This is a genomic window from Micromonospora olivasterospora (genome assembly GCF_007830265.1).
GTDB lineage: Bacteria > Actinomycetota > Actinomycetes > Mycobacteriales > Micromonosporaceae > Micromonospora > Micromonospora olivasterospora.
In genome coordinates, this window is sequence record NZ_VLKE01000001.1 from 2,704,759 (window position 1) to 2,729,645 (window position 24,887).

Consider the following 24,887-nt stretch of genomic DNA (forward strand, 5'->3'; position numbering starts at 1 on the left):
GATAACTCCGGCTGAACGGGCAGGTTCTGCCGGTTTTTCTGCCGGTGCCGGGCGGACTTGGGGTGGCGACGCGAGCGCGGCCGGGGCGGCGGAATCAGCAGCCGTCCTCGCCGACAGTCCCGGTGCTGCCCGCGGTCGCTCCCGGGTGTACGGCGTCGCGTACCTGCCGGAGGCCTTCGAGGAGGACGCGCAGCACATCCGGCTCGAGTTGCCCGGTGAACCACTCCTCGATGATGCGCAGGTGCCCCGGAAGGGTCTGGTCCAGGCGCTCCAGGCCGGCCGCGGTGACCACCGCGTACGAGCTGCGCCGGTCTGACGGACAGGCCCTGCGGCGGATGAGGCCGTCGCGTTCCATCCGGTCCACCACGCGGGTGACGCCGCTGGTGGAGAGCGAGGTCTGCGCGGCCAGGTCGGTCATCCGCAGTTGGTTGCCGGGCGAGCGGGCGAGGCGGGTCAGCACCTCGAACTCGACCGGCGAGAGCCCGTGCTGCTCGAACTGGGCGGCGAACCGGGCGGACAGCCCGGCGTGCGCCTCGACGAGCAGGCCGACCGCGGTGATCCGCGGGTCCTCGAACACGTTCTGGTCCACGCGCCCATCCTAGCAGTCCTTGACGCGGGGAATATTGTTATGGCTATAGTTGCTACGTCAGCCGTTGGGCTACTCAAACACCCCCTGGAGGAGAGCACCATGACCAGCAGCACCGGATCGGTTACCCGCGAGTGGGACGGCCTCACCATCCCGACCGCCGGCACCTATCTGCTGGACGCGGCGCACAAGCGGGTCGGGTTCGTCGCCCGGCACATGATGGTCAGCAAGGTCCGCGGTGAGTTCGCCGAGGCGACCGCCACGATCACCGTCGCCGAGGACCCCCTGGAGTCGTCCGTCGTCGCCACCATCCAGGCCGCGAGCATCAACACGGCGCAGGCCGACCGCGACGCCCACCTGCGCAGCCCCGAGTTTCTCGACGCCGAGTCCTTCCCGACCCTGGAATACCGGAGCACGGGCGTCAAGTCCCGCAACGGCAACGAGTTCGTCCTCTCCGGCGAACTGACGGTCAAGGGCGTCACCCGGCCGGTCGACCTGGAGGTCGAGTTCGAGGGCGTCGGCCGTACGCCGTTCGGCACCGACGTCTTCGGCTTCACCGCCACCACCGAGATCGACCGCGAGGAGTTCGGCCTGACCTGGAACGTCGCCCTGGAGACGGGTGGCGTGCTGGTGGGCAAGAAGATCAAGATCGAGATCGAGGGCGAGGCTGTCCGCCAGGCCTGACCACAGCGAACCACGAGGCCCCGGGCCCGCGCCGCACCAGTCGGCGCGGGCCCGTCGCCGTCTCCGCCGCCCGCGCCCCGCAACCACCAGCCGGTGGTGCGATTCGTCACGCGTCGCTCACCGCCGTGGATGGTGGCGGGCCCGGTGAGCTGGGTAGAGATTCCGGCCGGGAGCGCGTTCCGGTCGGGTCGTGGTCGTCCGCCGCGGTGATCGCCCGGCGTCGACCTCTGGCCCGGCACGGTGGGCGCTTTTACCCTAGATGGTTCACAATCCGCTGCGGGGAAGCTCCAGCCCGTAGCGCCTCGCGCCGGGAGGGCACATGGGCAAGGACGTCGAGCAGGGTGCCTTCTCCCGGGAGGACCGGGTCCGCTACCGGCAGAAGGTCCGGCGGTGCCTGGACGTCTTCGCGCTGATGCTGGACGACTTCGGGTTCGACGCCGACCGGCCGATGACCGGCCTGGAGATCGAGCTGAACCTCGTGGACGCGGCCGCCGAGCCGGCCATGCGCAACGAGGAGATTCTCGCCGCCATCGCCGACCCGCTCTTCCAGACCGAACTGGGACAGTTCAACCTGGAGCTGAACGCCCAGCCCCGGCTGATCGAGGGAACCGGCTTCGCCGACTACGAGCGCGAGCTGCGCAACAGCCTCGACCGGGCCGACGAGCGGGCGGCCCGGTCCGACGCCCGGATCCTCCTGGTCGGCATCCTGCCCACCCTCACCGAACGCCACCTCGTCGTCGACAACCTCTCCACCAACGCCCGGTACCGGGTGCTCAACGACCAGATCGTCGGCGCCCGGGGCGAGGACATCGAGCTGGACATCCGGGGTGTGGAGCGGCTGCGGACGCACACCGACTCGATCGCGCCGGAGGCGGCCTGCACCAGCCTCCAGTTCCACCTCCAGGTCGCGCCGGACAGCTTCGCCGACTACTGGAACGCGTCCCAGGCCATCGCCGGGGTGCAGGTCGCGATCGGGGCCAACTCCCCGTTCCTGTACGGGCGGCAGCTCTGGGCCGAGACCCGCATCGCCCTGTTCCAGCAGGCCACCGACACCCGTCCCGACGAGCTGAAGGCCCAGGGCGTCCGTCCCCGGGTCTGGTTCGGTGAGCGCTGGATCACCTCGATCTTCGACCTGTTCGAGGAGAACGTCCGCTACTTCCCGCCGCTGCTGCCCGTCTGCGAGGACGAGGACCCCGTCGAGGTGCTGCACGCCGGCGGGGTGCCCGAGCTGAGCGAGCTGCGGCTGCACAACGGCACCGTCTACCGGTGGAACCGCCCGGTCTACGACATCATGAACGGCCGCCCGCACCTGCGCGTGGAGAACCGGGTGCTGCCCGCCGGGCCGACCGTGGTCGACATGCTCGCCAACGCCGCGTTCTACTTCGGACTCGCCCGAGGGTTGGCCGAGGCGGACCGGCCGATCTGGAGCCAGCTCACGTTCAGCTCGGCGGAGGAGAACTTCCACGCGGCCGCCCGGCGCGGCATGGACGCCGTCCTGCACTGGCCCCGCCTCGGCGACGTACCGGTGACCAAGCTGGTGCTGGACACGCTGCTGCCGACGGCCGCGACCGGGCTGGACCGCTTCGGCGTGGCCCCCGCCGAGCGGGACCGGCTGCTCGGCATCATCGAGCAGCGCTGCCGTACCGGCCGCAACGGCGCGGTCTGGCAGACCGAGGCGGTCTGGGCCGCCGAACGCCACCGGCGCATGGACCGCGACACTGCCCTGCACCACATGGTGCGGCGCTACGCGGAACTCCAGCGCGGCAACGAGCCGGTGCACACCTGGCCGGTCGACTGACCGGCGGTCAGCGGGCGCGCCGGGCGCCGCGGGACCTCGGCGCCGGCCGCTCCGCCGCCACGTCACCCCCCGCCGCGGGTACGCCGCCCGCGTCGCCGGGGCCAGTTTCGCCGGCGGCCCGGGCCGTGCCGGTCGTGGCGCTGCCGCGGGGCACGGCCGATCCGACCGGCACGGGGGACGTGAGCGGCTCGGCCGGCCCGGTGGACGGCACAGCCCCGCCCGACCCGACCGGCTCGGACGGCGGCCCGGCGGGGGCGTCGTCCACCTCGCCGGTACGCTGCCGCGGTATCGCCACCGGCACGTCCGGGACCGCCACCGGCACGTCCGGGACCGCCACCGGCACGTCCGGGACCGCCACCGGCACGTCCGGGACCGCCACCGGCACGTCGGGGCGGCGGCGCGCCGCCCGTTGGGCCAGCGCGGCGGCCAGTACCGACCCGGCGAAGCCGGCGACGACGGCGTACGGCGCGACGAGGTGCGCCGACACCTGCTCCCGGCCGATCGCGGTGAGCCCGGGCACGGCGAGCAGGTAGGCGAGCGCGACGAGCAGCGGGCCGGCCGCGCCCGAGGCCGCCGCCCCGAGCCGGCGCTGCGGCGACCGGGCGGTACGCCGGGCGGCCAGCGACCCGATGAGCACCGCCGAGCCGAGCGCCAGCACCGCCCCCGGCCAGTAGAACCAGCCCCGGATCCAGAGGCTCGGGCTGTCGGCGCCGAGCTGCCAGATCCCGAGCTGCGCACTGCTCAGCCCGCGCCCGGACAGCACGCCGTCGAGCACGGCGACCACCGCGAGGACCCAGAGCCAGCCGACGGTGGCGATCACGTTCGCGGCGGCGGCCGGCGAGCGCAGCGCCCAGACCGCCGTCAGCAGCCCGACCAGCAGGCCAGCCCCGGCGTAACAGGCGGCCACGGTCTGCGGCGCCGCGACGCCCGGCACGGTGACCGCCCGGGCCGGCACGGCCACCAGCAGCATGGTGAGCAGGGCGCCGACGGCGCCGGCCAGCGCCAGGGCGATCGCCGTCGCCGGGCCACCGTCGTCCATCCGCCGGGTCGCCGGGTCCTCGGCCGTCGTACGACGGGTCGCCGGGTCCTCGGCCGGCGAGGGTGCGTCGACGGGGCCGACCGCGACCTCGCCGGGGCCGGCGGGCGCCCGCCGCAGCCGCTGGGCGCAGACCGCGCCCGCGATCGTCGAGGTGCCCGCGATCCAGGTCGACCAGGCGAGGCTGGCCAGCCAGGCCGCCTCACCCGTGGTGGCGTCCGTCGCCCAGTCGATGATGCCCAGCCCGTAGCCGAAACCCAGTTGGGCCGCGCCCGCGCCGGCGGCGACGCCGGCAGCGGTGGCGATCGATCCTCCCCAGCCCAGTCTGGCCATGCCGGGCAGCGTAACCCTCCTCGGCCGGCCCGGCGAGTCGCGGCGGAAGAGCCCCGGCCGGAGCGCTTGGCGCGGTCCCGGTACGGTCGCCGGTGAATGAGGTGGTGGGCGCGATGACCGACGGGATCACCGGTGGGGAGACGTACCCGGGCGAGCCGGCGACGGACGGGCCGGGACGGCTGACGAAGGCGCTCGGCGCCGGCCTCGCCGTCGCGCTGCTCGCCACGATCGGCGCGACCGGCGGCTGGCTGCTGGCCGGCGACGAGGGCACCCCGCCCGCGCCACCGGACGCGGGCGCCGGCGCGCGGGTCACGCCCTCCGAGGCGTCGCCGCCGACCGTCCGGACGCCCGCGCCGACGCATCGGACCAGCGCGCCCGCCCAGGCCAGCGGCCTGACCGTCCCGCCCGTGGTCGGCACGGACTTCGAGGACGCCCGGGACGAGCTGCGGGACCGGCGCCTCGGCTGGCGGCTGGTCTTCGGCACGGGTACGGGGCGGCAGGTGGCCCGCAGCACCCCGCCGCCGGGCGCGCCCGTGAGCCGGGGCACCACCGTCACGCTGTACGTCGCCGGACCCGCGCCCACGCTCACCGTGCCGGACCTGCTCGGCGACGACTGCGACGACGCGGCCGACGAACTGGTCGACGAGGGCTTCTACCCGCGCTACCGCACCGGCCGCAAGGGCACCGTCACCGCCCAGCACCCCGGCCCCGACACCCCCGCCTCCTGGAACGACGAGGTGGCCCTGACCTGCGGTGACGAGCCGTCCGACCCGACCGGGGAGCCCACACCCACCCCGTGACGGGGAACGCGGTGCCGATCCCGGCCGATGTGGCGCGCAGCGACTAGCGTGGATTCCGAGCCGCCCGGTTGGGAAAGGACTTGCAATGAGCGACGACCGCGACGAGTCCTCCCCCGCCGACGAGCCGACCCGCCCGCTGCCCCGACCCGGGGAGACCGCCCGTCAGGAGCCCGCCCCCGCGGTGTGGTCCGGGCGGGCCGGGGTGCCGGCACCGCGCCCGACGGAGTACCGCGAACCGGCCGGCGGCGGCTGGTACGCCGAGGAGCAGGCCGGCGGGCGCTGGTGGGCACCGATCGTGCTGGGCATCGTGGCGCTGCTGCTGCTCGGCCTGCTCGGCGTCGGTGTCTGGCTGATCCTCCGGGCGGAGGAGAGCCCCGGCCCCCGGCAGGGTGCGTCCGTCCGCCCGACCACCGCCCCGGCGAGCAGCGGGGCGCCGACGACCGAGGCGACGACCGGTGGCCCGAGTACCACCCCGCCGGCCACCACCCCGGCCGCGGTGCCGATGCCGCCTCTGGTGGGGCTGTCCCGGGCCGACGCCGAGCGGATCCTGGACGAATTGGGCATCGACCACCGGGTCGAGACGCGGGCGTCCGACCGGCCGGCCGGCACCGTGATCGAGACCGAACCGGAGGCAGGGCGACTGGTGCCCGCCGGGCAGGAAGCCGTCCTGGTGGTCGCCGCACCGCCCGCGCCGACGACCAGCGCGGCGCCACCGACCACCGGGGAACCGACCGCCACCCCGACGCCCTGACGCCCTAGCGGGCCGAGGGCCGACCGCCACCCGGACGGCCCCGGGAGCCTCACCACATCCGGCGTCTGGTTCCCACCAGCCCGAGCCCGGCGAGGGAGATGGCCAGGCCGATGACGCCCGACCAGAACAGCGAGCGGCTGACCTGGTCCCGGCGGACGTCCGCCGCCGCTGTCGCCGTGCCGCCGCCGGTACCCGCCTCGGCCCAGTCCGCCACGCCGGCACCGGCCTCGGGCGGCTTGGCCGGGTCGGGCCAGCCCGGCTCGGCGGATGCCCACCATCCCGGGTCGGCCCGTTCGTCGATCACGGTGATCTCCGGCGCCGGGACCGGGGTGCCCAGTTCGGTGGCGGACGTGGCCGGGTACCGGGCCGCCATCACGAGGATGGTCGCGGCGCCGAGGAGCGCCAGCAGGGCGAAGGCGTAGAGAGTACGGGACCTGTGGTGCCGCCGCGCGGTGGGCAGAGTGACCATGACCATCCCAGGTTCAGGGTCCGGGATGCGCGGGGTGGAGACGTTTCGCCGGGGTGGCGTACCGATTCTATGGCGTCGCCGCGCGCCCTGACCTGGGATTGGGCCGGGTCAGCCCACCCGGACGGGAGTGCGGACCAGTGGGCGGCGCGGCCGGACGGTGTGCTGCCGGGGCTGTGGTGTGACGCGCAACTGGCGCAGCCCGGCCGCCTGCACGAAGATGGACCGCCGGCTGACCGCGTCCCCCGTCGCGTTCAGCTCGTAGCCGTCGAGCCACATCCAACCGTCGTACGTGGGCCAGTCGTGTACCCGGATCACCCGGAACATGATGGGTCTGAGGAACTGGACACTCGCCGCGCGAGTCACGTGCAGTACGTCACCGGAGCGGGGAAGCACAAAGGGCTCCTGGGAAGATCGGCCGGCGGCGGGCCGGCGGGAGCGGGCTTTTCGGGGGATCGTGCGGCCCGGCGTCGGAGTCGTGCCCCTGGACGGGTCGTGCGGGTGGTGGTGGTCGGGTCGTACCCGCTGGTGGCGTGCCGTCGCCCGACCATCACCCGGCTGCTCCCGGTCGTCGCGCCCGCCGCCACAGCCGTCCGGCGTCCAGCGGCGGGGTCTTGAGCCCGAGGGCAGTCTGTCGTGCGGTGCCCGGGCCGGGACGCTCGACCGGCGCCTTCCGTCGCGACGGAAGACCCCCCTCCCCGGCGGCCGACCGGAACGGTGAGTGACCCGAGCCCTACGGACAGACTGCATCAGTGGCGTGCCTCATGCAAGTTGCATGTCGACTTTTGCCGATACGTGAACGCCCCCCGCAAATAGACGCTTGATACCCTCGTCGCGAGGGCGGCAGACTGGACGCCGGTTTCGCCCGCCGCGGCCGGCCGACGACCGGCACCATCCCCGCCGCGAACGCTCGCCCGCCGCTCGACGGTCGCGCCCCCGGCGGGCGTCGAGCCCCGAGCGCGATCGACCGGAGGTGGCCGGGTGAGCCCGAGCAGCGAGCGGTCCCGACAAACGATCCGACAGGTGACGCCGTGAGCGAGCGGCGCAGCCCCACCATCCGGCGTCGTCGGCTCGGCGCCGAACTGCGCCGCCACCGCGAGGCGGCCGGCATCACCATCGAGGGGGTCGCCGAGCGGCTGGAGTGCTCCGCGTCGAAGATCTCCCGCATCGAGACCGGTCACACCACGGCCACCCCGCGCGACGTCCGCGACATGCTGCTCATCTACGGGGTGACCGGCGTGGAGAGCGACGAGCTGGTGCAGATCGCCCGGGAGGCGCGGCAGAAGGGCTGGTGGCACCCGTACAGCACCGTGCTGGTCGGGGCGTACGTCGGCCTGGAGGCGGCGGCCAGCTCGATCCGGGCGTACGAGCAACAGGTCGTGCCGGGGCTGCTCGAAACAGAGGAGTACGCCTCTGCGATGATCCGGGCCGCACGGCCGGATTTCACGGCCGAGCAGGTTCAGCAACGGGTGCGTGTCCGTCTGGGCCGTCAGTCGTTGTTGACCCAGGACGATCCGGTCGATCTGTGGGTGGTGCTCGATGAGGCGGTGCTGAGCCGGCCGGTGGGCGGCGACGCGGTCATGCGTGGTCAGCTCCAGCGGCTGGTGGAGGTGGCGGAACTGCCGAATGTGACGCTCCAGGTCCTGCCCTTCGAGGTCGGGGCGCACGCCGGCATGGACGGCACGTTCACCATTCTCAGCTTCCCCGAAGCGGGTGATCCCGATGTCGTGTACGCGGAGAACGCCACGGGTGGGCTCTTTCTCGAGAAGAGCGACGAACTGCAGAAGTACAGCTTCATCTTCGATCACATTCGAGCAGCGGCCATACGCCCGGAGGAATCCGTGGCACACATCGCGAAACTGGCAGAGGAGCCGTTGTGGAAGTGGCGACCAAGGGGTCCCTGGACCTGACGCAGGCAGCATGGTTCAAGAGCTCGAAGAGCGGGCCGAACTGCGACAACTGCGTCGAGGTGGCGTACGTGACCGGTGCGGTCGGGGTGCGGGACTCGAAGGACAAGACCGGGCCGGCCCTGATCTTCTCGCCGGCTGACTGGCACGCCTTCGTCGCCGGTGCCAGGGGCGGTGCGTTCGTCCGGGAGTGATCGACACCCGGACAACGGCGGGCGCGGCCCGTCCGGCAGCGCCGCCGGGCGGGCCGCGCCCGCCGCGCGTACGGCCTGGATCGCCCGGAGCTCGCCCTGCTCACGGCCGCGACCAATCGCGCGGGAGCCGTCGCCCCCGCCGTCCCGGCTCGTTGTACCCCTCGGTACGGCGCTGGTCGACAACCCGCCGCACGGATCGGCAACCGAGCGAGGCAGGCGAGACGATGACGACGATCGGGTCAGACAACCTCACCAACGGTCCGGGCAAGCCGGAGCGGTTCGGCGGCAAGTACCGCGGGGCCCGGCGGGACACCGTCCTGACCGAGGTGGTCTCCGGCGACACCGAGATCGGCGATCGGGACGGCGGATCGGGGGTCGCCGACCAGTCCGCGCCGCTGTCGCTGCCCTCGCTGGACCCGAACCCGCTCACCGAGCCGTCGTTCCCGCCGGCGGGCTGGTCCGTCGAACCGACGGTCACGGAGTCCCTGGCGGACCATCCGTTGCTGCGCGGCCTGCTCCTGGAACTGCCGCCGCGGGGCAGCGTGCCGCCGCCCGGCTGGCTGGACCGCTGGTTCGAGGCGACGCGGGCCATCCTGGAGCTGCTGTACGTGCAGGGGACGGGCCGGTCACGCTGACCAGCGCCGACGGTGCCGGGCAGGCCCTGGCTGCCGCTCGAGGTGGCGGGCGGGTGAGCCCGGTCAGACGGCGAACGTGGCGGGACGGTCGGTGGCCGGGGTGGGCGGCTTGGCCTTCCACAGCCCGCTCTTCTGCGCCGCCAGGCGCCCGAGGTAGGCCGGGTTGAGGATCACGTAGCGGCGCCAGAGCCGCTTGGGCTCCAGGCCCAGCCGCCAGAACCACTCCAGGCCCGCGCGCTGCATCCAGGCGGGTGGTCGCTTGAGCAGGCCGGCGTGGTAGTCGAAGGCCGCCCCGACCGCCATCAGCGGCATGTCCAGCAGGGGCCGCATGGCGTACGCGAAGATCTCCTGGCGCGGGCAGCCGAGCCCGACCAGGACGAGCCGGGCGCCGCTGGCCTTGATGCGGTCGGCGATCTCCACGTCCTCGCCCGGCTGCACGGCGCGGAACTTCGACGGCTCCACCCCGGCGATCTTCAGCGCCGGGAACATCCGCTCCAGCGTCGGGATCAGCCGGGACAGGGTCTCCTCGGTGGAGCCGTAGAGGTAGACGGGCAGGCCCTCGTCGGCGAACCGCCGCAGCACGTGCAGGGTGAGCAGCGGGCCGTAGACCCGGTCGGTGAGGTTGGCGTGGTGCAGCAGGTTCAGCGCCCAGCGCACCGGCTGCCCGTCCGGGGTCACCACGTCGAAGGAGTTGAGCCGGGCGTTGTGCGCCGGGTCGAGGACGCCGGTCATGACGCCGTGCACGGCGAGCGCGGTCAGCGCCAGCGGCCGGCGCTCGCGCGCCGCCGTGACCACCTGCTCTGTCGCCGTGTTGTAGTCGGTGGCGTCCACGAGCACACCGAGGACGTTGCGCTTGGTGGAGCTCATGCGGCCGGCACCCACTTGTCCACGTTGGCCTCGTAGATCTCGCGCATGATCATGGGTACGTCGTAGACCTGCTTCCACTCCGGATAGTCGGCCTGGAACGCCTCGTTGGAGCCGATCCACCACTTGTGGTCGCCGATCCGGTTCGCCTCGACGTACTCCGTGACCATCTCCTGGCCGGTGATCTGCTCGGCCAGCGCGAACGCCTCCCGGTTGGAGGTGTTGGAGTGCCGGCCGCCGCCCAGGTTGTAGACCGCGGCCGAGCGCGGGTTGCGGAAGAACGCCTCGAACGCGGAGACCACGTCGGAACTGTGGATGGCGTCCCGGACCTGCTTGCCCTGGTAGCCGAAGATCCGGTACGTCCGGCGTTCCATGTTGGCCCGCATCACGTACCCGAGGAAGCCGTGCAGCTCGGTCGCGGAGTGCGCCGGGCCGGTGAGCGTCCCGCCCCGGAAGCAGGCCGTGCGCACGCCGAAGTAGCGGCCGTACTCCTGCACCATCACGTCCGCGGCGACCTTCGAGGCGCCGAAGACCGAGTGCAGGCAGGCGTCGATCGACATGTCCTCGCGGATGCCCTGCTCGTACGGGTGGCCCGGCTCGATCTCCCAGCGGGTCTCCAGCTCGACCAGGGGGAGGCTGTTCGGCCGGTCGCCGTACACCTTGTTGGTCGAGCAGTGGATCACCGGCGCCTCGATGCAGTGCTCGCGGACGTTCTGGAGCACGTTGAGGGTGCCGACGGCGTTCACGTCGAAGTCGGTGAACGGGTCGCGGACCGCCCAGTCGTGCGACGGCTGGGCGGCCGTGTGGATCACCACGGCGACGTCGCCGCCGTACCGCGCGAACAGCTTCGCCAGCGAGTCGCGGTCCCGGATGTCGATGCTGTGGTGGCTGTACGCCCCGCCCAGCTCGTCGGCGAGCCGGCGGACGTTCCACGCGGTCGACGCCTCCGCGCCGAAGAACTCCTGCCGCATGTCGTTGTCGATGCCGACGACGTCGAGGCCGAGGCCGGCGAAGTGCCGCACCGCCTCGGAGCCGATCAGGCCGCCCGACCCGGTCACCAACGCGACACTCACACGCCACTCCTGGTTCATCTGAGGCAGCAGGGAACGATTCGGAGCATAGCGTGACGTCCGGCACGGCCGCCGATGCGTTGCGGAGCTTGACAACGACGCAAGGGCCCCGCATTCCTGCGGAGCCCTTGTGCTGGTGGGGAAGGAGGGAGTTGAACCCTCACGCCCTTTCGGGCACACGGACCTGAACCGTGCGCGTCTGCCATTCCGCCACTTCCCCGTGGCCTGACCTGGGAAACTGTAGCCTGCCCCGGTTCCGCTGTCTCCAGCGGGTCCGGCACATCCTACGGCGTTTCCGGCCCTCGCCGCGACCTGTTACCGCTCGCGGCGGACGAAACTGTAGCACGCCTGAAGTGGCCCCTCCGGACGGGCCGGTCGCGGACGGCCGAGCGGCGTGTGAGCTGCGAGCGCGCCGGCCGGATACCATCATGTCCTCGGGACCCGAGGAGGAGCCGGTGAGCGTGCTGCAACGCTTCGAGAAGCGTCTGGAAGGCCTGGTCGAGGGAGCCTTTGCCAAGGTCTTCAAAGGGGTGGTCCACCCCGTGGAGATCCTCAACGCCATGCAGCGGGAGGCCGAGGCGCACAAGGCGATCCTGGCCGGTGGGCGCACGTTGGTGCCCAACCGCTACGTGATCGATCTCTCGCCGTACGACCACAGCCGTCTGGCGCCGTACGCCGCCGCGCTGGCCCAGGAGTTGGCCCAGTCGCAGGCGGAGTTCATCGGCGAGCAGGCGTGGACGGTCTACGGCGACGTGATCGTCGAGATCGAGCGCGGCGAGGGCCTGGACACGGGCATGTTCCGGGTCACCGCCGAGGTCTACACCGGCGGCGACGTCGCCCCGGTCTCGGCGCCCGGCGGCTACGAGCACGGCGGCTACGACCAGGGCGGTTACGACCATGGCGGCTACGACGCGGGCCCGCCCGCGTACCCGGCGTACGACCAGGGCGGCGGCTACGGCCCCCCGCCCGGGCACGGCGGTGCGCGCAACGTCCGACTGGTCTCCGGTGACGGCCGCACCTACCCTCTCCAGATGGGCTCCACGGTCATCGGTCGCGGCGATCAGGCCAACCTGCGCCTGCCCGACGTCGGCATCTCCCGCCGCCACGCGCGGCTGGACTTCGACGGCGGCCAGGTCGTGCTGACCGACCTCGGCTCGACCAACGGCACCATGGTCAACGGCCAGCGGGTCTCCGCCGTGGCGCTCAACCCCGGCGACATGATCCAGCTCGGCACCACCACCCTGACCTTCCGCGTGGACGGCTGATCCGCCTTGCCCGAACTCGTCATCACCGTCGCCCGGTTCGGGTTCCTCATCCTGCTGTGGATCTTCGTGTTCACGGTGGTCGGCGTGATCCGTCGGGACCTGTTCGCCGGCGCCCGGTCGGGTCGACTCGTCGCCGCGCCCCGGGGCGTGGGGGCATCGACCGGGCAGGGAGCGAAGCCGGCGAAGGTGAAGCGGGGCAGGGCCGCCCACCAGCTCGTGGTGACCGCGGGCCAGCTGGCCGGCACCCGGATCACCCTGGGCGAGTCCCAGATCACCATCGGCCGGGCCGAGGATTCCACCCTCGTCATCACCGACGACTACGCCTCCGCGCGACACGCCCGACTCGTGCCGCGCGACGGTCAGTGGTACGTCGAGGACCTCGGTTCGACTAACGGCACCTACCTGGATCGCGCTAAGGTCACCGGACCGACCCCCGTCCCCCTCGGCGTGCCGATCCGAATCGGCCGCACCTCTCTCGAATTACGGCCATGACTCTGACCCTGCGCTATGCGGCCCACAGCGACCGCGGTCTGATCCGAGACGGTAACCAGGACTCCGTCTACGCCGGGCCGCGGCTTCTCGCCGTCGCCGACGGCATGGGCGGCATGGCCGCCGGTGACGTCGCCAGCAACATCGTCATCGGTGCCATGGCGCCGTTGGACGAGGACGTCCCGGGCGACGCCCTCGTCGACGCGCTGCGTTCCGCCGTGGGCACCGCCAATCAGCAGCTCCGCGACACCGTGGACGCCAACCCGCAGCTGGAGGGGATGGGCACGACGCTCACCGCGACCCTCTTCTCCGGCAGCAAGCTGGGAATGGTGCACATCGGCGACTCGCGGGCGTATCTCCTGCGCAACGGCGAGTTCGCGCAGATCACCAAGGACGACACGTACGTCCAGATGCTCGTCGACGAGGGGCGGATCAGCGCCGAGGAGGCGAGCAGCCACCCCCAGCGCTCGCTGCTCACCCGGGCGCTGGACGGCCGCGACATCGACCCGGAGTACAGCGTCCGGCAGGTGCTGCCCGGCGATCGCTACCTGATCTGCAGCGACGGCCTCTCCGGCGTGGTCAGCGCCGAGACGATCGCCGACACCATGCGCGAGTACACCGATCCGCAGAAGTGCGTCGAGCGGCTGGTGCAGCTCGCGCTGCGTGGCGGCGGCCCGGACAACATCACCGTGATCATCGCCGACGCCACCGACGCGGACATCGTCGAGGCGAGCCCGATCGTCGGCGGCGCCGCCGCCCGCGACCGGGGCATGGCCACGTCCGCCGACGTCTCCACCCCCGCCGCCCGCGCCTCGGCGCTCTCCGCGCCGCGTCCGCCCGCGCCGGAGGATCCGGGGGACGGCGACGACGACGCGGACCGGCCGCGGCGCCGCCCGCTGCGTACCGCCGCGATGGCCGTGGCGCTGCTGGTCATCCTCGGCGGCGCGCTCCTCGGCGGGTGGAGTTACACCCAGCGGCAGTACTACGTCGGGGCGACCGAGGACGGCCAGGTGGCCGTCTTCCGGGGCGTCCAGGGGCAGATCGCCGGCCTGGACCTCTCCACCGTGCACTCGCGGAGCGCCACGAAGCTCGACGACCTCACCCTGGCCGCCCAGGAGCAGGTCAAGCAGGGTATCCAGGCCCGGAGCGAGCCGGACGCCGAGCGCCGGCTGGCCGTTTTGATCAGCGACAGTCCGACCAACCCGAACCTCAAGCCGATCTGCCCGCCCAGCCCCACCGCCACGCCCGCCCCGGTGACGGCCGCCCCGACCCCGGGCGCTGCCACCCCCGGCGCGACCCGCACCGCCGCGAACGGCCCGTCCGCCGCCCCCAGCCCCAGCTCCTCCGCCACCCCCGCGCCCACCACCACACCCGACGCGTCGCACTCCGACACCGTCCCGCCGGCCGACCCGGCCGGATGCCGGTCGCCGGAGTGAGCGTCGGCTGAGAATCCGAGGACGCATCCGTGACCGCAACGGCCACCCCGGCAGCCTCGCCCGGCACGACGGGCGAGCAGCCCGGCGTACGCCTGGCCCGGTCCCGCCGCAACGCCGAGCTGTCGCTGTTGCTGCTGGCCCTGGTGCTGGTGGCCGCGTACGGTGCGACGGTCGAGGCGACCGTGCTCGACACGGTCACCCCGGACTTCTGGGTACCGACGGCGGTGCTGGCCGCGGTCTTCCTCGCCCTGCACGTGGCCATCCGGTTCCTGGCGCCGTTCGCCGACCCGGCCCTGCTGCCGGCGGTAGCGCTGCTCAACGGCATCGGCGTGGGTTTCCTGCGCCGGCTCGACCTGGGCAGGGCCGCCCCGGAGGACCGCGAGTCGCTGGCCATCTTCGCCGGGCAGGGCGGGCGGCAGTTCGCCTGGACGCTGGCGGCGGTGGTCCTCGCCGCCGCGCTGCTCGCGATCATGCGCGACCACCGCTCGGTCTCCCGGTACGCGTACACGCTGGGCCTGGCCGGCATCGTGCTGGTGATGATCCCGGCGGTGCTGCCCCCGAAGTACTCGGAGATCTACGGCGCGAAGCTGTGGATCAAGATTGGCGGCTTCACCATCCAGCCGGGTGAGTTCGCCAAGCTGGCGCTGCTCGCCTTCTTCGCCTACTACCTGGTGCGCAAGCGCGAGGTGCTGTCCCTGGCCAGCCACCGGGTGCTCGGCATCGACTTCCCCCGCGGGCGGGACCTCGGGCCCGTGCTCGCGGTCTGGGTGCTGAGCCTGCTGGTGCTCGTCTTCGAGAAGGACCTCGGCACCTCGCTGCTGTACTTCGGCATGTTCGTGGTGACCCTGTACATCGCCACCGAGCGGGTCAGTTGGCTGCTGATCGGCCTGCTCCTGTTCTTCGGCGGCGCGTACCTGGCCTACGTGCTGGGCGGCACGGTCGGCGGGCCGTTCGCGAACTTCCACCTGCGGGCCGAGATCTGGCTGGACCCGTTCGCCAAGCCGTACGACGACGGCTACCAGCTTGTCCAGGGGTTGCTCGGGCTCGGCAGCGGCGGCCTGTTCGGCGCCGGGCCGGGTGGCGGGGAGCCGCTCGAGATCCCCGAGGTGCAGAACGACTTCATCTTCGCCGGCATCGGCGAGGAGATCGGCCTGTTCGGGCTCTCCGCCCTGCTGGTGGTCTACCTGCTGATCGTGGAGCGGGGGCTGCGCGCCGCGCTGGCCGTCCGGGACTCGTTCGGCAAGCTGCTCGCCGGCGGCCTCGCCTTCACCCTCGGCCTCCAGGTCTTCGTGATCGTGGGCGGGATCAGCAAGCTCATCCCGCTGACCGGGCAGACCACCCCGTTCCTCTCCGCCGGTGGCTCGTCGCTGATGGCGAACTGGCTGCTCATCGCGGTGCTGCTGCGGGTCTCCGACGCCGCCGGTCGGCCGGTGGCTCCCGGCGGCCCGGCGGCCCGACCCGGGGGCGGCCCGCCGGAGCAACTGCACGGGGCCCCCACGGAGGTGATCCGGACATGAACGCACCCCTGCGCCGCGTCGGCGTGGTCGCCATGGTCCTGTTCGGCCTGCTGTTCGCGAACCTGAACTGGATCCAGGCGTACAAGGCCGACGAATACCGCAACAGCGACTACAACGGCCGCGTCCAGGTGGCCGAGTACAAGCACCGGCGGGGCAACATCGAGGCCGGCGGCACCGCCCTGGCCACCAGCAAGGAGACCGAGGGCAAGTACAAGTACCTGCGCACCTACCCCGGTGGGGAGAAGTACGCGCACGTGCTCGGCTACAAGCCCGTCAACCTGGCCGAGACCGGCATCGAGCGGGTCGAGAACGAGTACCTGGCCGGCACCAGCGACGCGCTGATCGCCAACCGGATCAAGGACATGTTCACCGGCAACGAGACGGGCGGCGGCAACGTGCTGCTGACCCTGTCCAAGCGGGCCCAGGACGCGGCGTACAACGGGCTGGCCGACAACCAGGTCGGCGCGAAGAAGGGCGCGGCGATCGCGATCGACCCGCGTACCGGGGCGGTGCAGGCGCTGGTCTCCATGCCGAGCTTCGACCCGAACCCGCTGGCCAGCCACGACTCGGACGAGGCGCAGGCGGCGTACGACAAGCTGGACAAGGACGCGGGCCGCCCGCTGACCAACCGGGCGCTGGAGGAGGTGCTGCCCCCGGGCTCGACCTTCAAGATCGTGATGGCCGCCGCCGCGCTGGAGAACGGCATCGGCAAGAACACCAAGATCCCGGCGGGCTCCAGCTACACCGCGCCCACCTCGGGCACCCCGATCCGCAACGCCGCCGCGTCGATCTGCCCGGAGTCGGAGGTCACCCTGGCCGAGGCGGTCCGGGAGTCCTGCAACACCGGCTTCGCCCAGCTCGGCGTGAGACTCGGGGCCGACAAGGTCAAGGAGAAGGCCCGCGAGTTCGGCTTCGAGCAGGAGGACCTCTCGGTCGGCCAGCTCGGCGAGGGCGGTTTGCCCGTGGCGGCCAGCCGCACCGGCGACATGCAGAACCCGGACGGTGGCACCGACCCGGCCGCGCTGGCCCAGTCCTCGATCGGGCAGAACAACGTGCGGATGACCCCGCTGCAGGGCGCCCTGATCGCCGGGGCGGTCGCCAACAACGGCACGCAGATGCGGCCGTACCTGGTCAAGCAGCTCCTCGCCCCGGACCGCACCACCACGTACACCGCTGACCCGAAGAAGCTGCGGGAGCCGGTGAGCGCGCAGGTCGCGTCGGACCTGCGCGACATGATGGTCGGCGTGGTCGAGGGCGGCACCGGTCGCAACGCGCGTTTCAACGGCTACACGGTCGGCGGCAAGACCGGCACCGCCCAGTCCGCCCCGGACCGTCCCGACCACGGCTGGTTCATCGGGTTCGCGCTGGACAAGAACGGCACCCCGGTCTCCGCGGTCTGTGTGGTGCTGGAGCAGGCGGGCAGCGGCGGCAGCGCCGAGGCGGCCCGGATCGCCGGCAAGATCATGCAGGCGGCCGCCGCCGACGCCGGGGGCCGCTGACATGCTCAGCCCCGGCGTCCAGCTCGGCAACCGCTACCGTCTCGACGAGCGGATCGCCAGCGGCGGCATGGGCGACGTGTGGCGCGGCACCGACCAGGTGCTGGGGCGTACGGTCGCGGTGAAGAGCCTGCTCCCGGCCCTGCTCGACGAGCCGGGATTCGCCGAGCGGTTCCGGGGCGAGGCCCGCACGATGGCCACCATCAACCACCCGGGCGTCGTGGACGTCTACGACTTCGGCAGCGACCAGCAGATCGCCTTCCTGGTCATGGAGTACGTGGAGGGCGACCCGCTCTCCGCCACGCTCAGCCGGGTGGGCCGGCTCACCCCGGCCCGCACCATGGCCCTGGTCGCCCAGGCCGCCGACGCGCTGCACGCGGCGCACGTCAAGGGGATCGTGCACCGCGACGTGAAGCCGGGCAACCTGCTCGTCCGGCCCAACGGCACGCTCGTGCTCACCGACTTCGGCATCGCCCGGTCCGACCTGGTCGGGCAGCTCACCGCCGCCGGCTCCGTGCTGGGCACCGCGTCGTACATCTCGCCGGAGCAGGCCACCGGTGCGGTCGCCACGCCGGCCTCCGACGTGTACGCCCTCGGCGTGGTGGCGTACCAGTGCCTGGCCGGGCGGCGACCGTTCGAGGGGGACAACCCGCTCGAAATCGCCATGAAGCACGTCCGGGACAGCCCGCGGCCGCTGCCGGTGGACATCCCACCGCAGGTCCGGGCGATCGTCGAGCGGGCGATGGCGAAGGACCCCACCGCCCGCTGGCCCAGCGCCGCCGCCCTCGCCGGGGTGGCCCGGCAGGCGAAGCTGGCGCTCGGCCAGCAGTCGCGCACCAGCGGGCACCTCGGCCAGGTCTCCGCCGTGCCGGCGCCCCCGGCCGGCCCTCAGGCCCGCGCCCAGGTCTCCGCCGTGCCGGCGCCCCCGGCAGGCCCTCAGGCCCGCGCCCAGGTCTCCGCCGTGCCGGTGTCGCCGGCCGGCGCTCAGGCCCGCGCCCAGGTGCCGCCCGCGTCGCGCCAGCAGCCCCGCCCGCCCGCGGTCGCGCAGCGGCCGGTCACGGCGTCCGCCCCCTTGCAGTCCCGCCCGCCCGTCGCGGCACCCCGCCCGCCGGTCGCCCACCAGCCGGCGCACCCGCCGGTGGCCGCGCCGCGCCCACCGGTCGCCGCCAGTCCGGCGTACCCCCGCGGCGCCGCGCCCGTGCCGGCGGCCCCGGTCCACCCGGTCGGCCCGGCGGCGTACGCCCGCCAGCCCGGCCCGCCGCCCGTCCCGCCGGCGCGTACCGGCTCGGGCCGGGTGCTGCTGGTGGTGCTGCTGGCCGTACTGGTCCTGATCTGTTCCGGCGTGCTTTCCTACAACCTGCGGAAGAACACCGGTGCCGGTGACCTCGGCCCGCGGACAGTGACGTCCGGCGCGCTGAGGGCCGACGGACGCGACGATGCGCCCGGCACGTCGTACCGTCGGATGGAACGGCTCCTGCCGGGCGGCGGCGAGACGACGACGAGCGAAGGACGACAGACGCGATGACAGCGCAGGCCCGCCTGCTCGGTGGCAGGTACCAGGTCGGCGAGCTGCTCGGCTACGGCGGCATGGCCGAGGTGCACCGCGGCCGCGACCTCCGGCTCGGTCGGGACGTCGCGATCAAGATGCTCCGGACCGACCTGGCCCGGGACGCCACGTTCCAGATGCGGTTCCGCCGCGAGGCACAGAACGCCGCCTCCCTCAACCACCCGGCCATCGTCGCCGTGTACGACACCGGCGAGGAGACGGCGCCGACCGGCGAGACGCTGCCGTTCATCGTGATGGAGTTCGTCAACGGGCGGACCCTCAAGGAGGTGCTGGGCGCCGAGGGCCGGCTCCAGCCGCGCCGCGCGCTGGAGATCTGCGCCGACATGTGCGCCGCGTTGGAGTTCAGCCACCGGCACGGCATCATCCACCGCGACATCAAGCCGGGCAACGTGATGCTCACCCAGACCGGCCAGGTCAAGGTGATGGACTTCGGCATCGCCCGGGCGCTGGCCAGCGGCGCCACCACGATGACCCAGACCAGCGCGGTCATCGGCACCGCGCAGTACCTCTCCCCGGAGCAGGCGCGCGGCGAGGCGGTCGACGCCCGCTCCGACGTGTACGCCGCCGGTTGCGTGCTGTTCGAGCTGCTCTGCGGGCACCCGCCGTTCGTCGGGGACAGCCCGGTCAGCGTGGCGTACCAGCACGTGCGCGAGGCCCCGCCGACTCCGAGCGACATCAACCCGGACGTGAACCCGGCGGTCGACGCGATCGTGCTCAAGGCGCTGTCGAAGAACCCGCTCAACCGCTACCAGAGCGCCGGCGAGATGCGCGCCGACCTGCTCCGGGCCGCCGCCGGTCGGCCGGTGCTGGCCACCCCGGTGTTGCGCGAGAGCGAAACCGTCCCGATGGCGCAGGCCGCGGGCTACCAGACCCAGGTGCTGGGCCCGCAGGCCCGGCAGCAGGTCCCGGCCCGGGTCGGGGACCCGCGCAAGCGGAAGAGCTCCTCCTGGGTGATCGCCGTCTTCGCCGCCCTCGGCGTGCTCGCGGTGATCGCCCTGGTCGCCGGCATCCTGCTCAGCCAGGGCAGCGGCAAGGTCCGGGTGCCGAACCTGGAGGGCAAGAGCCGGGACGCGGCCGTCGCCGACATCCAGAGCGCGGGGCTGGTGCCCACGGTCGGCGATGCCGTCTTCAACAGCACCTGCAAGGTCGACACGGTCGCTCAGCAGAGCCCGTCACCGGACACGGAGTTGGAGAAGGGCCAGGGGGTCACCGTCCAGCTCTGCGGCGGCAAGCCGGAGGTGACCATCCCGCGTGTCATCGGGTCGCCGTTCGACAACGTCGAGCAGCAGCTAAAGGACCTGAAATTTGTGGTGAAGGAGAAGCCGGTCGACAACGACGCGCCGGCGGGGACGGTCGTCAAGGTGACCCCGAAGGAGGGCACCAGGGTTGCCGAGGGCAGCGAGGTGACCGTGGAGGTCTCCCGCGGCAACATCCGCACGGTGCCGCGCGTCACCGGGCTGACGGAGGCCGAGGCGAAGCGGGAACTGGAGCGGGCGGGCTACCAGTGGAAGGTGCGCGACGGCAACGAGGTGCCGGCGGACCAGGCCGGCAAGGTGAGCGACCAGAACCCGCGGGCCGGCGAGAAGCTGGAGAAGGGGAAGACCGTCACCATCGAGGTCGACGTCCCCCTGCCGACCGCGGAGCCGTCCGAGCCGACGCCGACCCCGTCGAACACCCCGACCGAAGGCGGCGGGGGCGGTCTGTTCCCGCCCCCACCGGGCCGCAGTGAGGAACGCTGACGCGAACCCGGCCTCCTCGGAGGAGCGGGCGAGACGCCCGCAGGGATCCAGCGATCGGCGGTGCCGGCCGTCGGCCGTGCGGTTCGCCCAGGTTTGGGTGGCGGTGACGCGTACCGGAAGGACGAACGGGGTGGATGCCAGCGTTCCCGCCGGATACCACTGGTGAGAGCAGCGGCGGGCCGGGAGGGTCGGGCGAACCGGCGGTGGCGACGCCTGGCCCGCGCGGCGTTTCTCAGTCTGGCCGCGCTGCTTCTCGCCAGTCTTCCCTGGATGTGGACCACCGTCGCCGCCCGCGGTCATCTGTACGACGAGGCCAGCGCACCGGCCGCCGACGTCGTGATCGTCCTGGGCACGGCTGTGGCGGCGGACCGGCGCCAACCGGGCGACCGGCTCACCGGCCGCCTGGAAACCGCCGCCGAGCTGGTGCGCAGCGGGCGGGCACGGGTGATTCTCGTATCGGGCGACGGGGGCGGAACTTCCGGTGACGAGCCGGCGGTGATGACCTCCCACCTGACCGACCGGCTGGGTGTCGATCCCCGTCGCGTCGTGGCCGACCCGTTCGGGCTGGACACCTACGACAGCTGCGCCCGAGCACGCGGCGTGTACGGCGTCCGGCGCGCGCTGGTCGTGACCCAGTCGTACCACCTCGCCCGGGCGGTTACGCTGTGCCGGCAGCTCGGGCTCGATGTCGACGGGGTGACCGCGCGGTGCCCCGGCTGCGGGCGGGCACTGCTCGTCGAGAAGGCGGTACGGGACTACTTCGCCAGTGGCAAGGCGGCGTGGGACGCGGTCCGACGCCGGCCGCCTGCGGTCAGGTCGCCGGCCGACCCGGCGGTTGCGGACGCGCTGAAGGGCTGACCGCCCCCTTCGCGGGCCTACTCACGCGATCATCCGGTCTGAAGACGGCCCGTCTCAGCCGGTGGCGAAGGCGGCCCGTCTCAGCCGGTGGCGAAGGCGGCGCGGCGGCGGGCGTCCACCTCGGCGGCCAGCTCCGGGGCGCGCTCCAACGCCTCCGGATGGCCGCAGCTCGCCAGCCAGTTGGCCAGCATCAGGTGCCCGCCCTCCGTGAGCACCGACTCCGGGTGGAACTGGACGCCCTCGACGGGCAGCGTCCGGTGTCGCATGGCCATCACCACCCCGGAGCCCGTCCAGCCGGTGACCTCCAGCTCGTCCGGCAGGGTCTCGGGCAGTACGGCCAGCGAGTGGTAGCGGGTGGCGGTGAACGGGTCCGGCAGCCCGGCCAGTACGCCGACCGAGTGGTGCCGCACCTCCGAGGTCTTGCCGTGCAGCAGCTCCGGCGCGCGGGCCACGGTCGCCCCGAACGCCTCTCCGATCGCCTGATGCCCCAGGCAGACGCCGAAGATCGGCAGCTCGCCCGCGTACCGGCGGATGACGTCGAGGCAGATGCCGGCCCGGTCCGGGCTGCCCGGCCCCGGGGACAGCAGCACCCCGGCCGCCCCGACCCGGCCCACCTCGTCCAGCTCGATCTCGTCGTTGCGCCGAACCTCGCAGTCCACGCCGAGCTGGCCGAGGTACTGCACGAGGTTGAACACGAACGAGTCGTAGTTGTCGATCACCAGGACGCGCATCGGTTCACCTGCTCGGGGAGGGGGGCGGGGTGTTGTTCTGCTCGGTGTCGTAAGGCAGCTCGTGCCCGTCGCCCGGGGTGTCCCCCGGCACGCCCGGGTCGGAGGCCGGGTCGCCGGAGTCCTGGGTGACCTGCACGTCGTCGAAGGGGAGCAGCGGCTCGGCCCACGGGAACACCACGTACCAGAGCAGGGCCACCGTGGCGGCGACGAGCGCGAGCGAGCCGATCAGCTTGCCGGGCAGGCCCAGCGGAAGCTTGCGCCAGATCCAGGCGTACACCGTCAGGCCCCCAGCTCCGCCGGGCGGCCGGACGCCTTGGGCTGGGTGCGGTCCAGCTCGGCGTGGACGATCAGCCGCTGATAGTTGTCGAACTTCGGGTTGCAGGTGGTCAGGGTGAGCAGCCGCTGCTTCGGCTTCGCGCCCGGCTCCATCGGCACCGGCGCGACCACCTCGACCTGGTTCGGCCGGACGATCCGGCTCTTGTAGACCTTGTAGACGTACCACTCGGTCTTGCCCTCGACCACGATGGCGTCGCCGGGGTGCAGCTCGTCCAGCCGCCAGAAGGTGGCCCGGTTGCGGTGGCCGGCGACGGAGAAGTTGCCCAGCTCACCCGGCATCGCGCTGTCCGGGTAGTGGCCCGGGGCGTACCGGATGTCCTGCTGGGTGACCCCCTGCACGACGACCCAGTGCTTGTCCAGCTTCGGGATGTACAGCCCGGCGAGTGGCTTGCCGTGGGCCGGCGGCTTCGGCTTGGCCGTCGGGCCGGTCGGGGCCACGGTCGGATCGTCGCTCGGGTCCCACGCCTGGGCGAGTTGCTGGTTGAGGTCGTTCTGGTGGGCGTCGACGATCGCCGACTTGCCCCACACCTCGTAGCCGGCGAAGAGGAGCACCACGAGGCCGAAGGTGATCAGCACCTCGCCGGTGACCCGTACGCCCGTGCGCAGCCGCGACCAGACGGAGGGGCGGGTCAGCTCGGAGTAGACGCTCTTGTAGCCCTCCCCGGTCTGCGTCGCCCGGAGCTGGATCACCCGCTCGCCGCGCCGTGGCCTGGGCGGCTCGGTGGGCCCCGTCTCGGCGGGATCGTTGACGGCCGGGAGCCGTGGCACGGCGCCCATCAGCGCGGTCGAGTCGAGGCGGGGGTCGGGGGCCGGTGGCCCGCCGGGGACCGGCGGGATCAGCGCGGTGGCCGCCGGGTCGGCGGGGCCCGGGGGCGGGCCCGATCCCGGTGCGCCCGATCCCGGTGCGCCCGGCGCCGGGGCGCCGGCGGGCGGCGGGGGCGACGCGGGACGGGGGCCGACGGTCGGGATGAGGGCCGTGGGCGCGTCCGTCGGGGCCGCCGGGTGGCGGCTGCCCGACCCGGCGCCGGAACCGCCCCCCGGGCCGTACGGCGGCGCGCCGGCCGAGGCCGGGCCGTACGGCTGCGGGGCGGACGGGTCGCCGGACCCGCGTCCGGCCGGGCCGGGCCGGGAGGCGGCGGAACGTCCTGCGGTCCCCGGGGGTGGCTGGGCGGCCGGCAGCGTCGGCGGCTGGGTCGCCGGATACGGCGCGGGCGGCTGGGCGGCCGGGCGCAGCGGAGGCTCGCCGGGGCCGGCGCCGGGCCACGGCGGCGGGGCGGCCTGCCGGTGCGGCTGCGGTGAGCGGGGGGCCGCCGCGCGGGGCGGTAGCACCGGGTCTGGCCAGGTGCCGCCGGAACCGTGCGGCGCCTGGGCGGAGTGGTCGACCGGGGCACCGAGACCGGGGCCGGCTGCGGGCCGCGCTGCCGGCTGTCCGGCTCGTGCTGCCAGGCGTCCGGCTGGTGGCGCCAGGCGTCCGGGTGGTGCCGCCAGGCCTCCGGGTCGCTCGCCCGGCTCAACGGGGCACCGTCGCCGAGCGCAGGGCGGTCGAGTCCTCGAACGCCGGCACCGTGACCGTCGATGTGGTCTCCCGGTACCCCAGGTGGAAGTCGCGGACGTCGTCCATGAACCACTGGACTCCCTCGGAGGCGGCGAGGGCCTGCTTGAGGGCAGCGGGATCGCCGATTGCTACGATCTTGAATGGTGGGGAGTACACCCGGCCGTGGAGCAGCAGGGTGTTACCCACGCAGCGTACCGCGCTGGTCGTGAGCACGCGGACGTTCATGATTGACATCGCCTCCGCGCCGCCGGCCCAGAGCGCATTCACCACCGCCTGGACGTCCTGCTGGTGGACCACCAGGTCGTCGTTCGTCGCCCCCGGGGGCAGACCCTGGTCGGGGCGCCGGGGAGCGTCGTCGAGCTCGACGGTCACCCCTGTCCCGGTCAGCGCCGTGAACCCGGCGGCCTGCCGGCTCGCGGCCGCCCGGTCCCGCTGCTCCCTGATCGGGCCGTCGGAGTCGGCCAGTGCGGCGGTCTCGTCCTCGACCTGGGCCCGTAGCTGCGCCGCCTGCTGCTCGCTCGCCTCGACCTGCTTCCGCCGGTCCTCGATGAGCTGCGTGAGTTGGGGGCGGCGGTCCTCGCGCAGCGCGGTGCCGTCGGCGGTCGTCGCGCTCGTGGTGAACAGCAGCCCGGCCGCGACGGCGATCAGGGGCACGCCCACCGACCAGCCTGGGCGCCGTTGCCGTGGGCGCCGGGGCAGGAGGACGGCGACCGCCCGCCGGAGGGCCTTCTGCCAGGAGGCCGCGCCGGATGTGTACTCCACCGAGCGTTCCTT

Annotated in this window: 25 protein-coding genes and 1 tRNA gene; 15 read left to right on the forward strand and 11 right to left on the reverse strand. The window is 73.2% G+C overall.

Going from position 1 to position 24,887, the window contains the following annotated elements:
• Positions 1-94: 94 nt before the first annotated feature.
• On the reverse strand, positions 95-589 hold the full coding sequence (locus JD77_RS12345; protein ID WP_145774491.1) for a MarR family winged helix-turn-helix transcriptional regulator: 495 nt from the start codon (positions 587-589) through the stop codon (positions 95-97).
• Between the two features lie 99 nt (positions 590-688).
• Between JD77_RS12345 and JD77_RS12350 the strand changes: the two genes are divergently transcribed.
• Positions 689-1,270: a YceI family protein gene (locus JD77_RS12350; protein ID WP_145774493.1), complete on the forward strand. Its 582-nt coding sequence runs from the start codon at positions 689-691 to the stop codon at positions 1,268-1,270.
• 319 nt (positions 1,271-1,589) lie between these two features.
• Positions 1,590-3,068, forward strand: coding sequence for a glutamate-cysteine ligase family protein (locus JD77_RS12355; protein ID WP_145774495.1), 1,479 nt, complete (start codon positions 1,590-1,592; stop codon positions 3,066-3,068).
• A 7-nt stretch (positions 3,069-3,075) separates the two neighbouring features.
• Here the strand turns inward: JD77_RS12355 and JD77_RS12360 are convergent, their stop codons facing one another.
• The gene (locus JD77_RS12360; RefSeq protein ID WP_145774497.1) at positions 3,076-4,437 is read right to left on the reverse strand and encodes a hypothetical protein; all 1,362 of its coding nucleotides are present in this window, start codon (positions 4,435-4,437) and stop codon (positions 3,076-3,078) included.
• A gap of 92 nt (positions 4,438-4,529) precedes the next feature.
• Here JD77_RS12360 and JD77_RS12365 point away from each other — a divergent pair, with 92 nt between their 5' ends.
• Together JD77_RS12365 and JD77_RS12370 are read left to right on the forward strand one after the other, a co-directional pair.
• Entirely contained in the window at positions 4,530-5,237 is a 708-nt protein-coding gene (locus JD77_RS12365) for a PASTA domain-containing protein (protein WP_246140644.1), read from the forward strand.
• 85 nt (positions 5,238-5,322) lie between these two features.
• A complete protein-coding gene (locus tag JD77_RS12370) occupies positions 5,323-5,988 on the forward strand; it encodes a PASTA domain-containing protein (RefSeq protein ID WP_145774499.1) in 666 nt (221 codons plus the stop codon).
• A gap of 49 nt (positions 5,989-6,037) precedes the next feature.
• On the opposite strand, the gene JD77_RS12375 is transcribed toward JD77_RS12370, so the two are convergent.
• Positions 6,038-6,463 (reverse strand): hypothetical protein, encoded by a 426-nt coding sequence (locus tag JD77_RS12375; RefSeq protein WP_211372544.1) that lies wholly within the window; start codon positions 6,461-6,463, stop codon positions 6,038-6,040.
• Between the two features lie 102 nt (positions 6,464-6,565).
• Complete coding sequence (locus JD77_RS12380; RefSeq protein WP_145774501.1) at positions 6,566-6,850, reverse strand: hypothetical protein; 285 nt, start codon at positions 6,848-6,850, stop codon at positions 6,566-6,568.
• A 635-nt stretch (positions 6,851-7,485) separates the two neighbouring features.
• Between JD77_RS12380 and JD77_RS12385 the strand changes: the two genes are divergently transcribed.
• The 3 genes from JD77_RS12385 (at position 7,486) to JD77_RS12395 (ending at position 9,190) form a co-directional block, all read left to right on the forward strand.
• Complete coding sequence (locus tag JD77_RS12385; RefSeq protein ID WP_145774502.1) at positions 7,486-8,364, forward strand: helix-turn-helix domain-containing protein; 879 nt, start codon at positions 7,486-7,488, stop codon at positions 8,362-8,364.
• Positions 8,337-8,555: a DUF397 domain-containing protein gene (locus tag JD77_RS12390; protein WP_145774505.1), complete on the forward strand. Its 219-nt coding sequence runs from the start codon at positions 8,337-8,339 to the stop codon at positions 8,553-8,555. The genes JD77_RS12385 and JD77_RS12390 overlap by 28 nt, the downstream gene beginning before the upstream one ends.
• A 224-nt stretch (positions 8,556-8,779) precedes the next feature.
• Positions 8,780-9,190: a hypothetical protein gene (locus JD77_RS12395; protein WP_145774506.1), complete on the forward strand. Its 411-nt coding sequence runs from the start codon at positions 8,780-8,782 to the stop codon at positions 9,188-9,190.
• A 63-nt stretch (positions 9,191-9,253) separates the two neighbouring features.
• On the opposite strand, the gene JD77_RS12400 is transcribed toward JD77_RS12395, so the two are convergent.
• From JD77_RS12400 to JD77_RS12410, 3 genes are all read right to left on the reverse strand, one after another.
• Complete coding sequence (locus JD77_RS12400; RefSeq protein ID WP_145774508.1) at positions 9,254-10,057, reverse strand: WecB/TagA/CpsF family glycosyltransferase; 804 nt, start codon at positions 10,055-10,057, stop codon at positions 9,254-9,256.
• A complete protein-coding gene (locus JD77_RS12405; protein WP_145774510.1) occupies positions 10,054-11,127 on the reverse strand; it encodes an NAD-dependent epimerase/dehydratase family protein in 1,074 nt (357 codons plus the stop codon). The genes JD77_RS12400 and JD77_RS12405 overlap by 4 nt, the downstream gene beginning before the upstream one ends.
• A gap of 131 nt (positions 11,128-11,258) precedes the next feature.
• A tRNA-Leu gene (locus tag JD77_RS12410) sits at positions 11,259-11,344 on the reverse strand.
• Between the two features lie 208 nt (positions 11,345-11,552).
• Between JD77_RS12410 and JD77_RS12415 the strand changes: the two genes are divergently transcribed.
• The 8 genes from JD77_RS12415 (at position 11,553) to JD77_RS12450 (ending at position 21,491) form a co-directional block, all read left to right on the forward strand.
• Complete coding sequence (locus JD77_RS12415; RefSeq protein WP_145774512.1) at positions 11,553-12,389, forward strand: FHA domain-containing protein; 837 nt, start codon at positions 11,553-11,555, stop codon at positions 12,387-12,389.
• A gap of 6 nt (positions 12,390-12,395) precedes the next feature.
• The gene (locus JD77_RS12420; protein WP_145774514.1) at positions 12,396-12,881 is read left to right on the forward strand and encodes an FHA domain-containing protein FhaB/FipA; all 486 of its coding nucleotides are present in this window, start codon (positions 12,396-12,398) and stop codon (positions 12,879-12,881) included.
• Entirely contained in the window at positions 12,878-14,314 is a 1,437-nt protein-coding gene (locus tag JD77_RS12425; RefSeq protein WP_145774516.1) for a PP2C family protein-serine/threonine phosphatase, read from the forward strand. The genes JD77_RS12420 and JD77_RS12425 overlap by 4 nt, the downstream gene beginning before the upstream one ends.
• A gap of 29 nt (positions 14,315-14,343) precedes the next feature.
• Complete coding sequence (locus JD77_RS12430; RefSeq protein ID WP_145774518.1) at positions 14,344-15,831, forward strand: FtsW/RodA/SpoVE family cell cycle protein; 1,488 nt, start codon at positions 14,344-14,346, stop codon at positions 15,829-15,831.
• Positions 15,828-17,330: a peptidoglycan D,D-transpeptidase FtsI family protein gene (locus tag JD77_RS12435; RefSeq protein ID WP_145774520.1), complete on the forward strand. Its 1,503-nt coding sequence runs from the start codon at positions 15,828-15,830 to the stop codon at positions 17,328-17,330. The genes JD77_RS12430 and JD77_RS12435 overlap by 4 nt, the downstream gene beginning before the upstream one ends.
• Position 17,331: 1 nt before the next feature.
• A complete protein-coding gene (locus tag JD77_RS12440) occupies positions 17,332-18,852 on the forward strand; it encodes a serine/threonine-protein kinase (protein ID WP_145774523.1) in 1,521 nt (506 codons plus the stop codon).
• Positions 18,849-20,633, forward strand: a complete 1,785-nt coding sequence (gene pknB, locus JD77_RS12445) for a Stk1 family PASTA domain-containing Ser/Thr kinase (RefSeq protein WP_145774525.1) — start codon at positions 18,849-18,851, stop codon at positions 20,631-20,633. Before JD77_RS12440 ends, pknB begins: the two co-directional genes overlap by 4 nt.
• Positions 20,634-20,903: 270 nt before the next feature.
• Complete coding sequence (locus tag JD77_RS12450; protein WP_145774528.1) at positions 20,904-21,491, forward strand: SanA/YdcF family protein; 588 nt, start codon at positions 20,904-20,906, stop codon at positions 21,489-21,491.
• An 80-nt stretch (positions 21,492-21,571) separates the two neighbouring features.
• Here the strand turns inward: JD77_RS12450 and JD77_RS12455 are convergent, their stop codons facing one another.
• The 4 genes from JD77_RS12455 to JD77_RS12470 all read right to left on the reverse strand — a co-directional run bounded on the left by JD77_RS12455 (position 21,572) and on the right by JD77_RS12470 (position 24,875).
• Entirely contained in the window at positions 21,572-22,222 is a 651-nt protein-coding gene (locus JD77_RS12455; protein WP_145774530.1) for an aminodeoxychorismate/anthranilate synthase component II, read from the reverse strand.
• A gap of 4 nt (positions 22,223-22,226) precedes the next feature.
• Complete coding sequence (locus JD77_RS12460; RefSeq protein WP_145774532.1) at positions 22,227-22,499, reverse strand: hypothetical protein; 273 nt, start codon at positions 22,497-22,499, stop codon at positions 22,227-22,229.
• 2 nt (positions 22,500-22,501) lie between these two features.
• A complete protein-coding gene (locus JD77_RS33560; RefSeq protein WP_246140645.1) occupies positions 22,502-23,326 on the reverse strand; it encodes a class E sortase in 825 nt (274 codons plus the stop codon).
• 742 nt (positions 23,327-24,068) lie between these two features.
• On the reverse strand, positions 24,069-24,875 hold the full coding sequence (locus JD77_RS12470; RefSeq protein WP_145774536.1) for a DUF881 domain-containing protein: 807 nt from the start codon (positions 24,873-24,875) through the stop codon (positions 24,069-24,071).
• Positions 24,876-24,887 lie beyond the last annotated feature (12 nt).

Bases quoted from the DNA above. Each gene is read 5' to 3' on its own strand.
- JD77_RS12455 (WP_145774530.1), bottom strand. From the start codon at position 22,222: ATGCGCGTCCTGGTGATCGACAACTACGACTCGTTCGTGTTCAACCTC.
- JD77_RS12360 (WP_145774497.1), bottom strand. From the start codon at position 4,437: ATGGCCAGACTGGGCTGGGGAGGATCGATCGCCACCGCTGCCGGCGTC.
- JD77_RS12395 (WP_145774506.1), top strand. From the start codon at position 8,780: ATGACGACGATCGGGTCAGACAACCTCACCAACGGTCCGGGCAAGCCG.
- JD77_RS12435 (WP_145774520.1), top strand. From the start codon at position 15,828: ATGAACGCACCCCTGCGCCGCGTCGGCGTGGTCGCCATGGTCCTGTTC.
- JD77_RS12375 (WP_211372544.1), bottom strand. From the start codon at position 6,463: ATGGTCATGGTCACTCTGCCCACCGCGCGGCGGCACCACAGGTCCCGT.
- JD77_RS12370 (WP_145774499.1), top strand. From the start codon at position 5,323: ATGAGCGACGACCGCGACGAGTCCTCCCCCGCCGACGAGCCGACCCGC.
- JD77_RS12425 (WP_145774516.1), top strand. From the start codon at position 12,878: ATGACTCTGACCCTGCGCTATGCGGCCCACAGCGACCGCGGTCTGATC.
- pknB (WP_145774525.1), top strand. From the start codon at position 18,849: ATGACAGCGCAGGCCCGCCTGCTCGGTGGCAGGTACCAGGTCGGCGAG.
- JD77_RS12400 (WP_145774508.1), bottom strand. From the start codon at position 10,057: ATGAGCTCCACCAAGCGCAACGTCCTCGGTGTGCTCGTGGACGCCACC.
- JD77_RS12355 (WP_145774495.1), top strand. From the start codon at position 1,590: ATGGGCAAGGACGTCGAGCAGGGTGCCTTCTCCCGGGAGGACCGGGTC.
- JD77_RS12440 (WP_145774523.1), top strand. From the start codon at position 17,332: ATGCTCAGCCCCGGCGTCCAGCTCGGCAACCGCTACCGTCTCGACGAG.
- JD77_RS12350 (WP_145774493.1), top strand. From the start codon at position 689: ATGACCAGCAGCACCGGATCGGTTACCCGCGAGTGGGACGGCCTCACC.
- JD77_RS12450 (WP_145774528.1), top strand. From the start codon at position 20,904: ATGTGGACCACCGTCGCCGCCCGCGGTCATCTGTACGACGAGGCCAGC.
- JD77_RS12415 (WP_145774512.1), top strand. From the start codon at position 11,553: ATGTCCTCGGGACCCGAGGAGGAGCCGGTGAGCGTGCTGCAACGCTTC.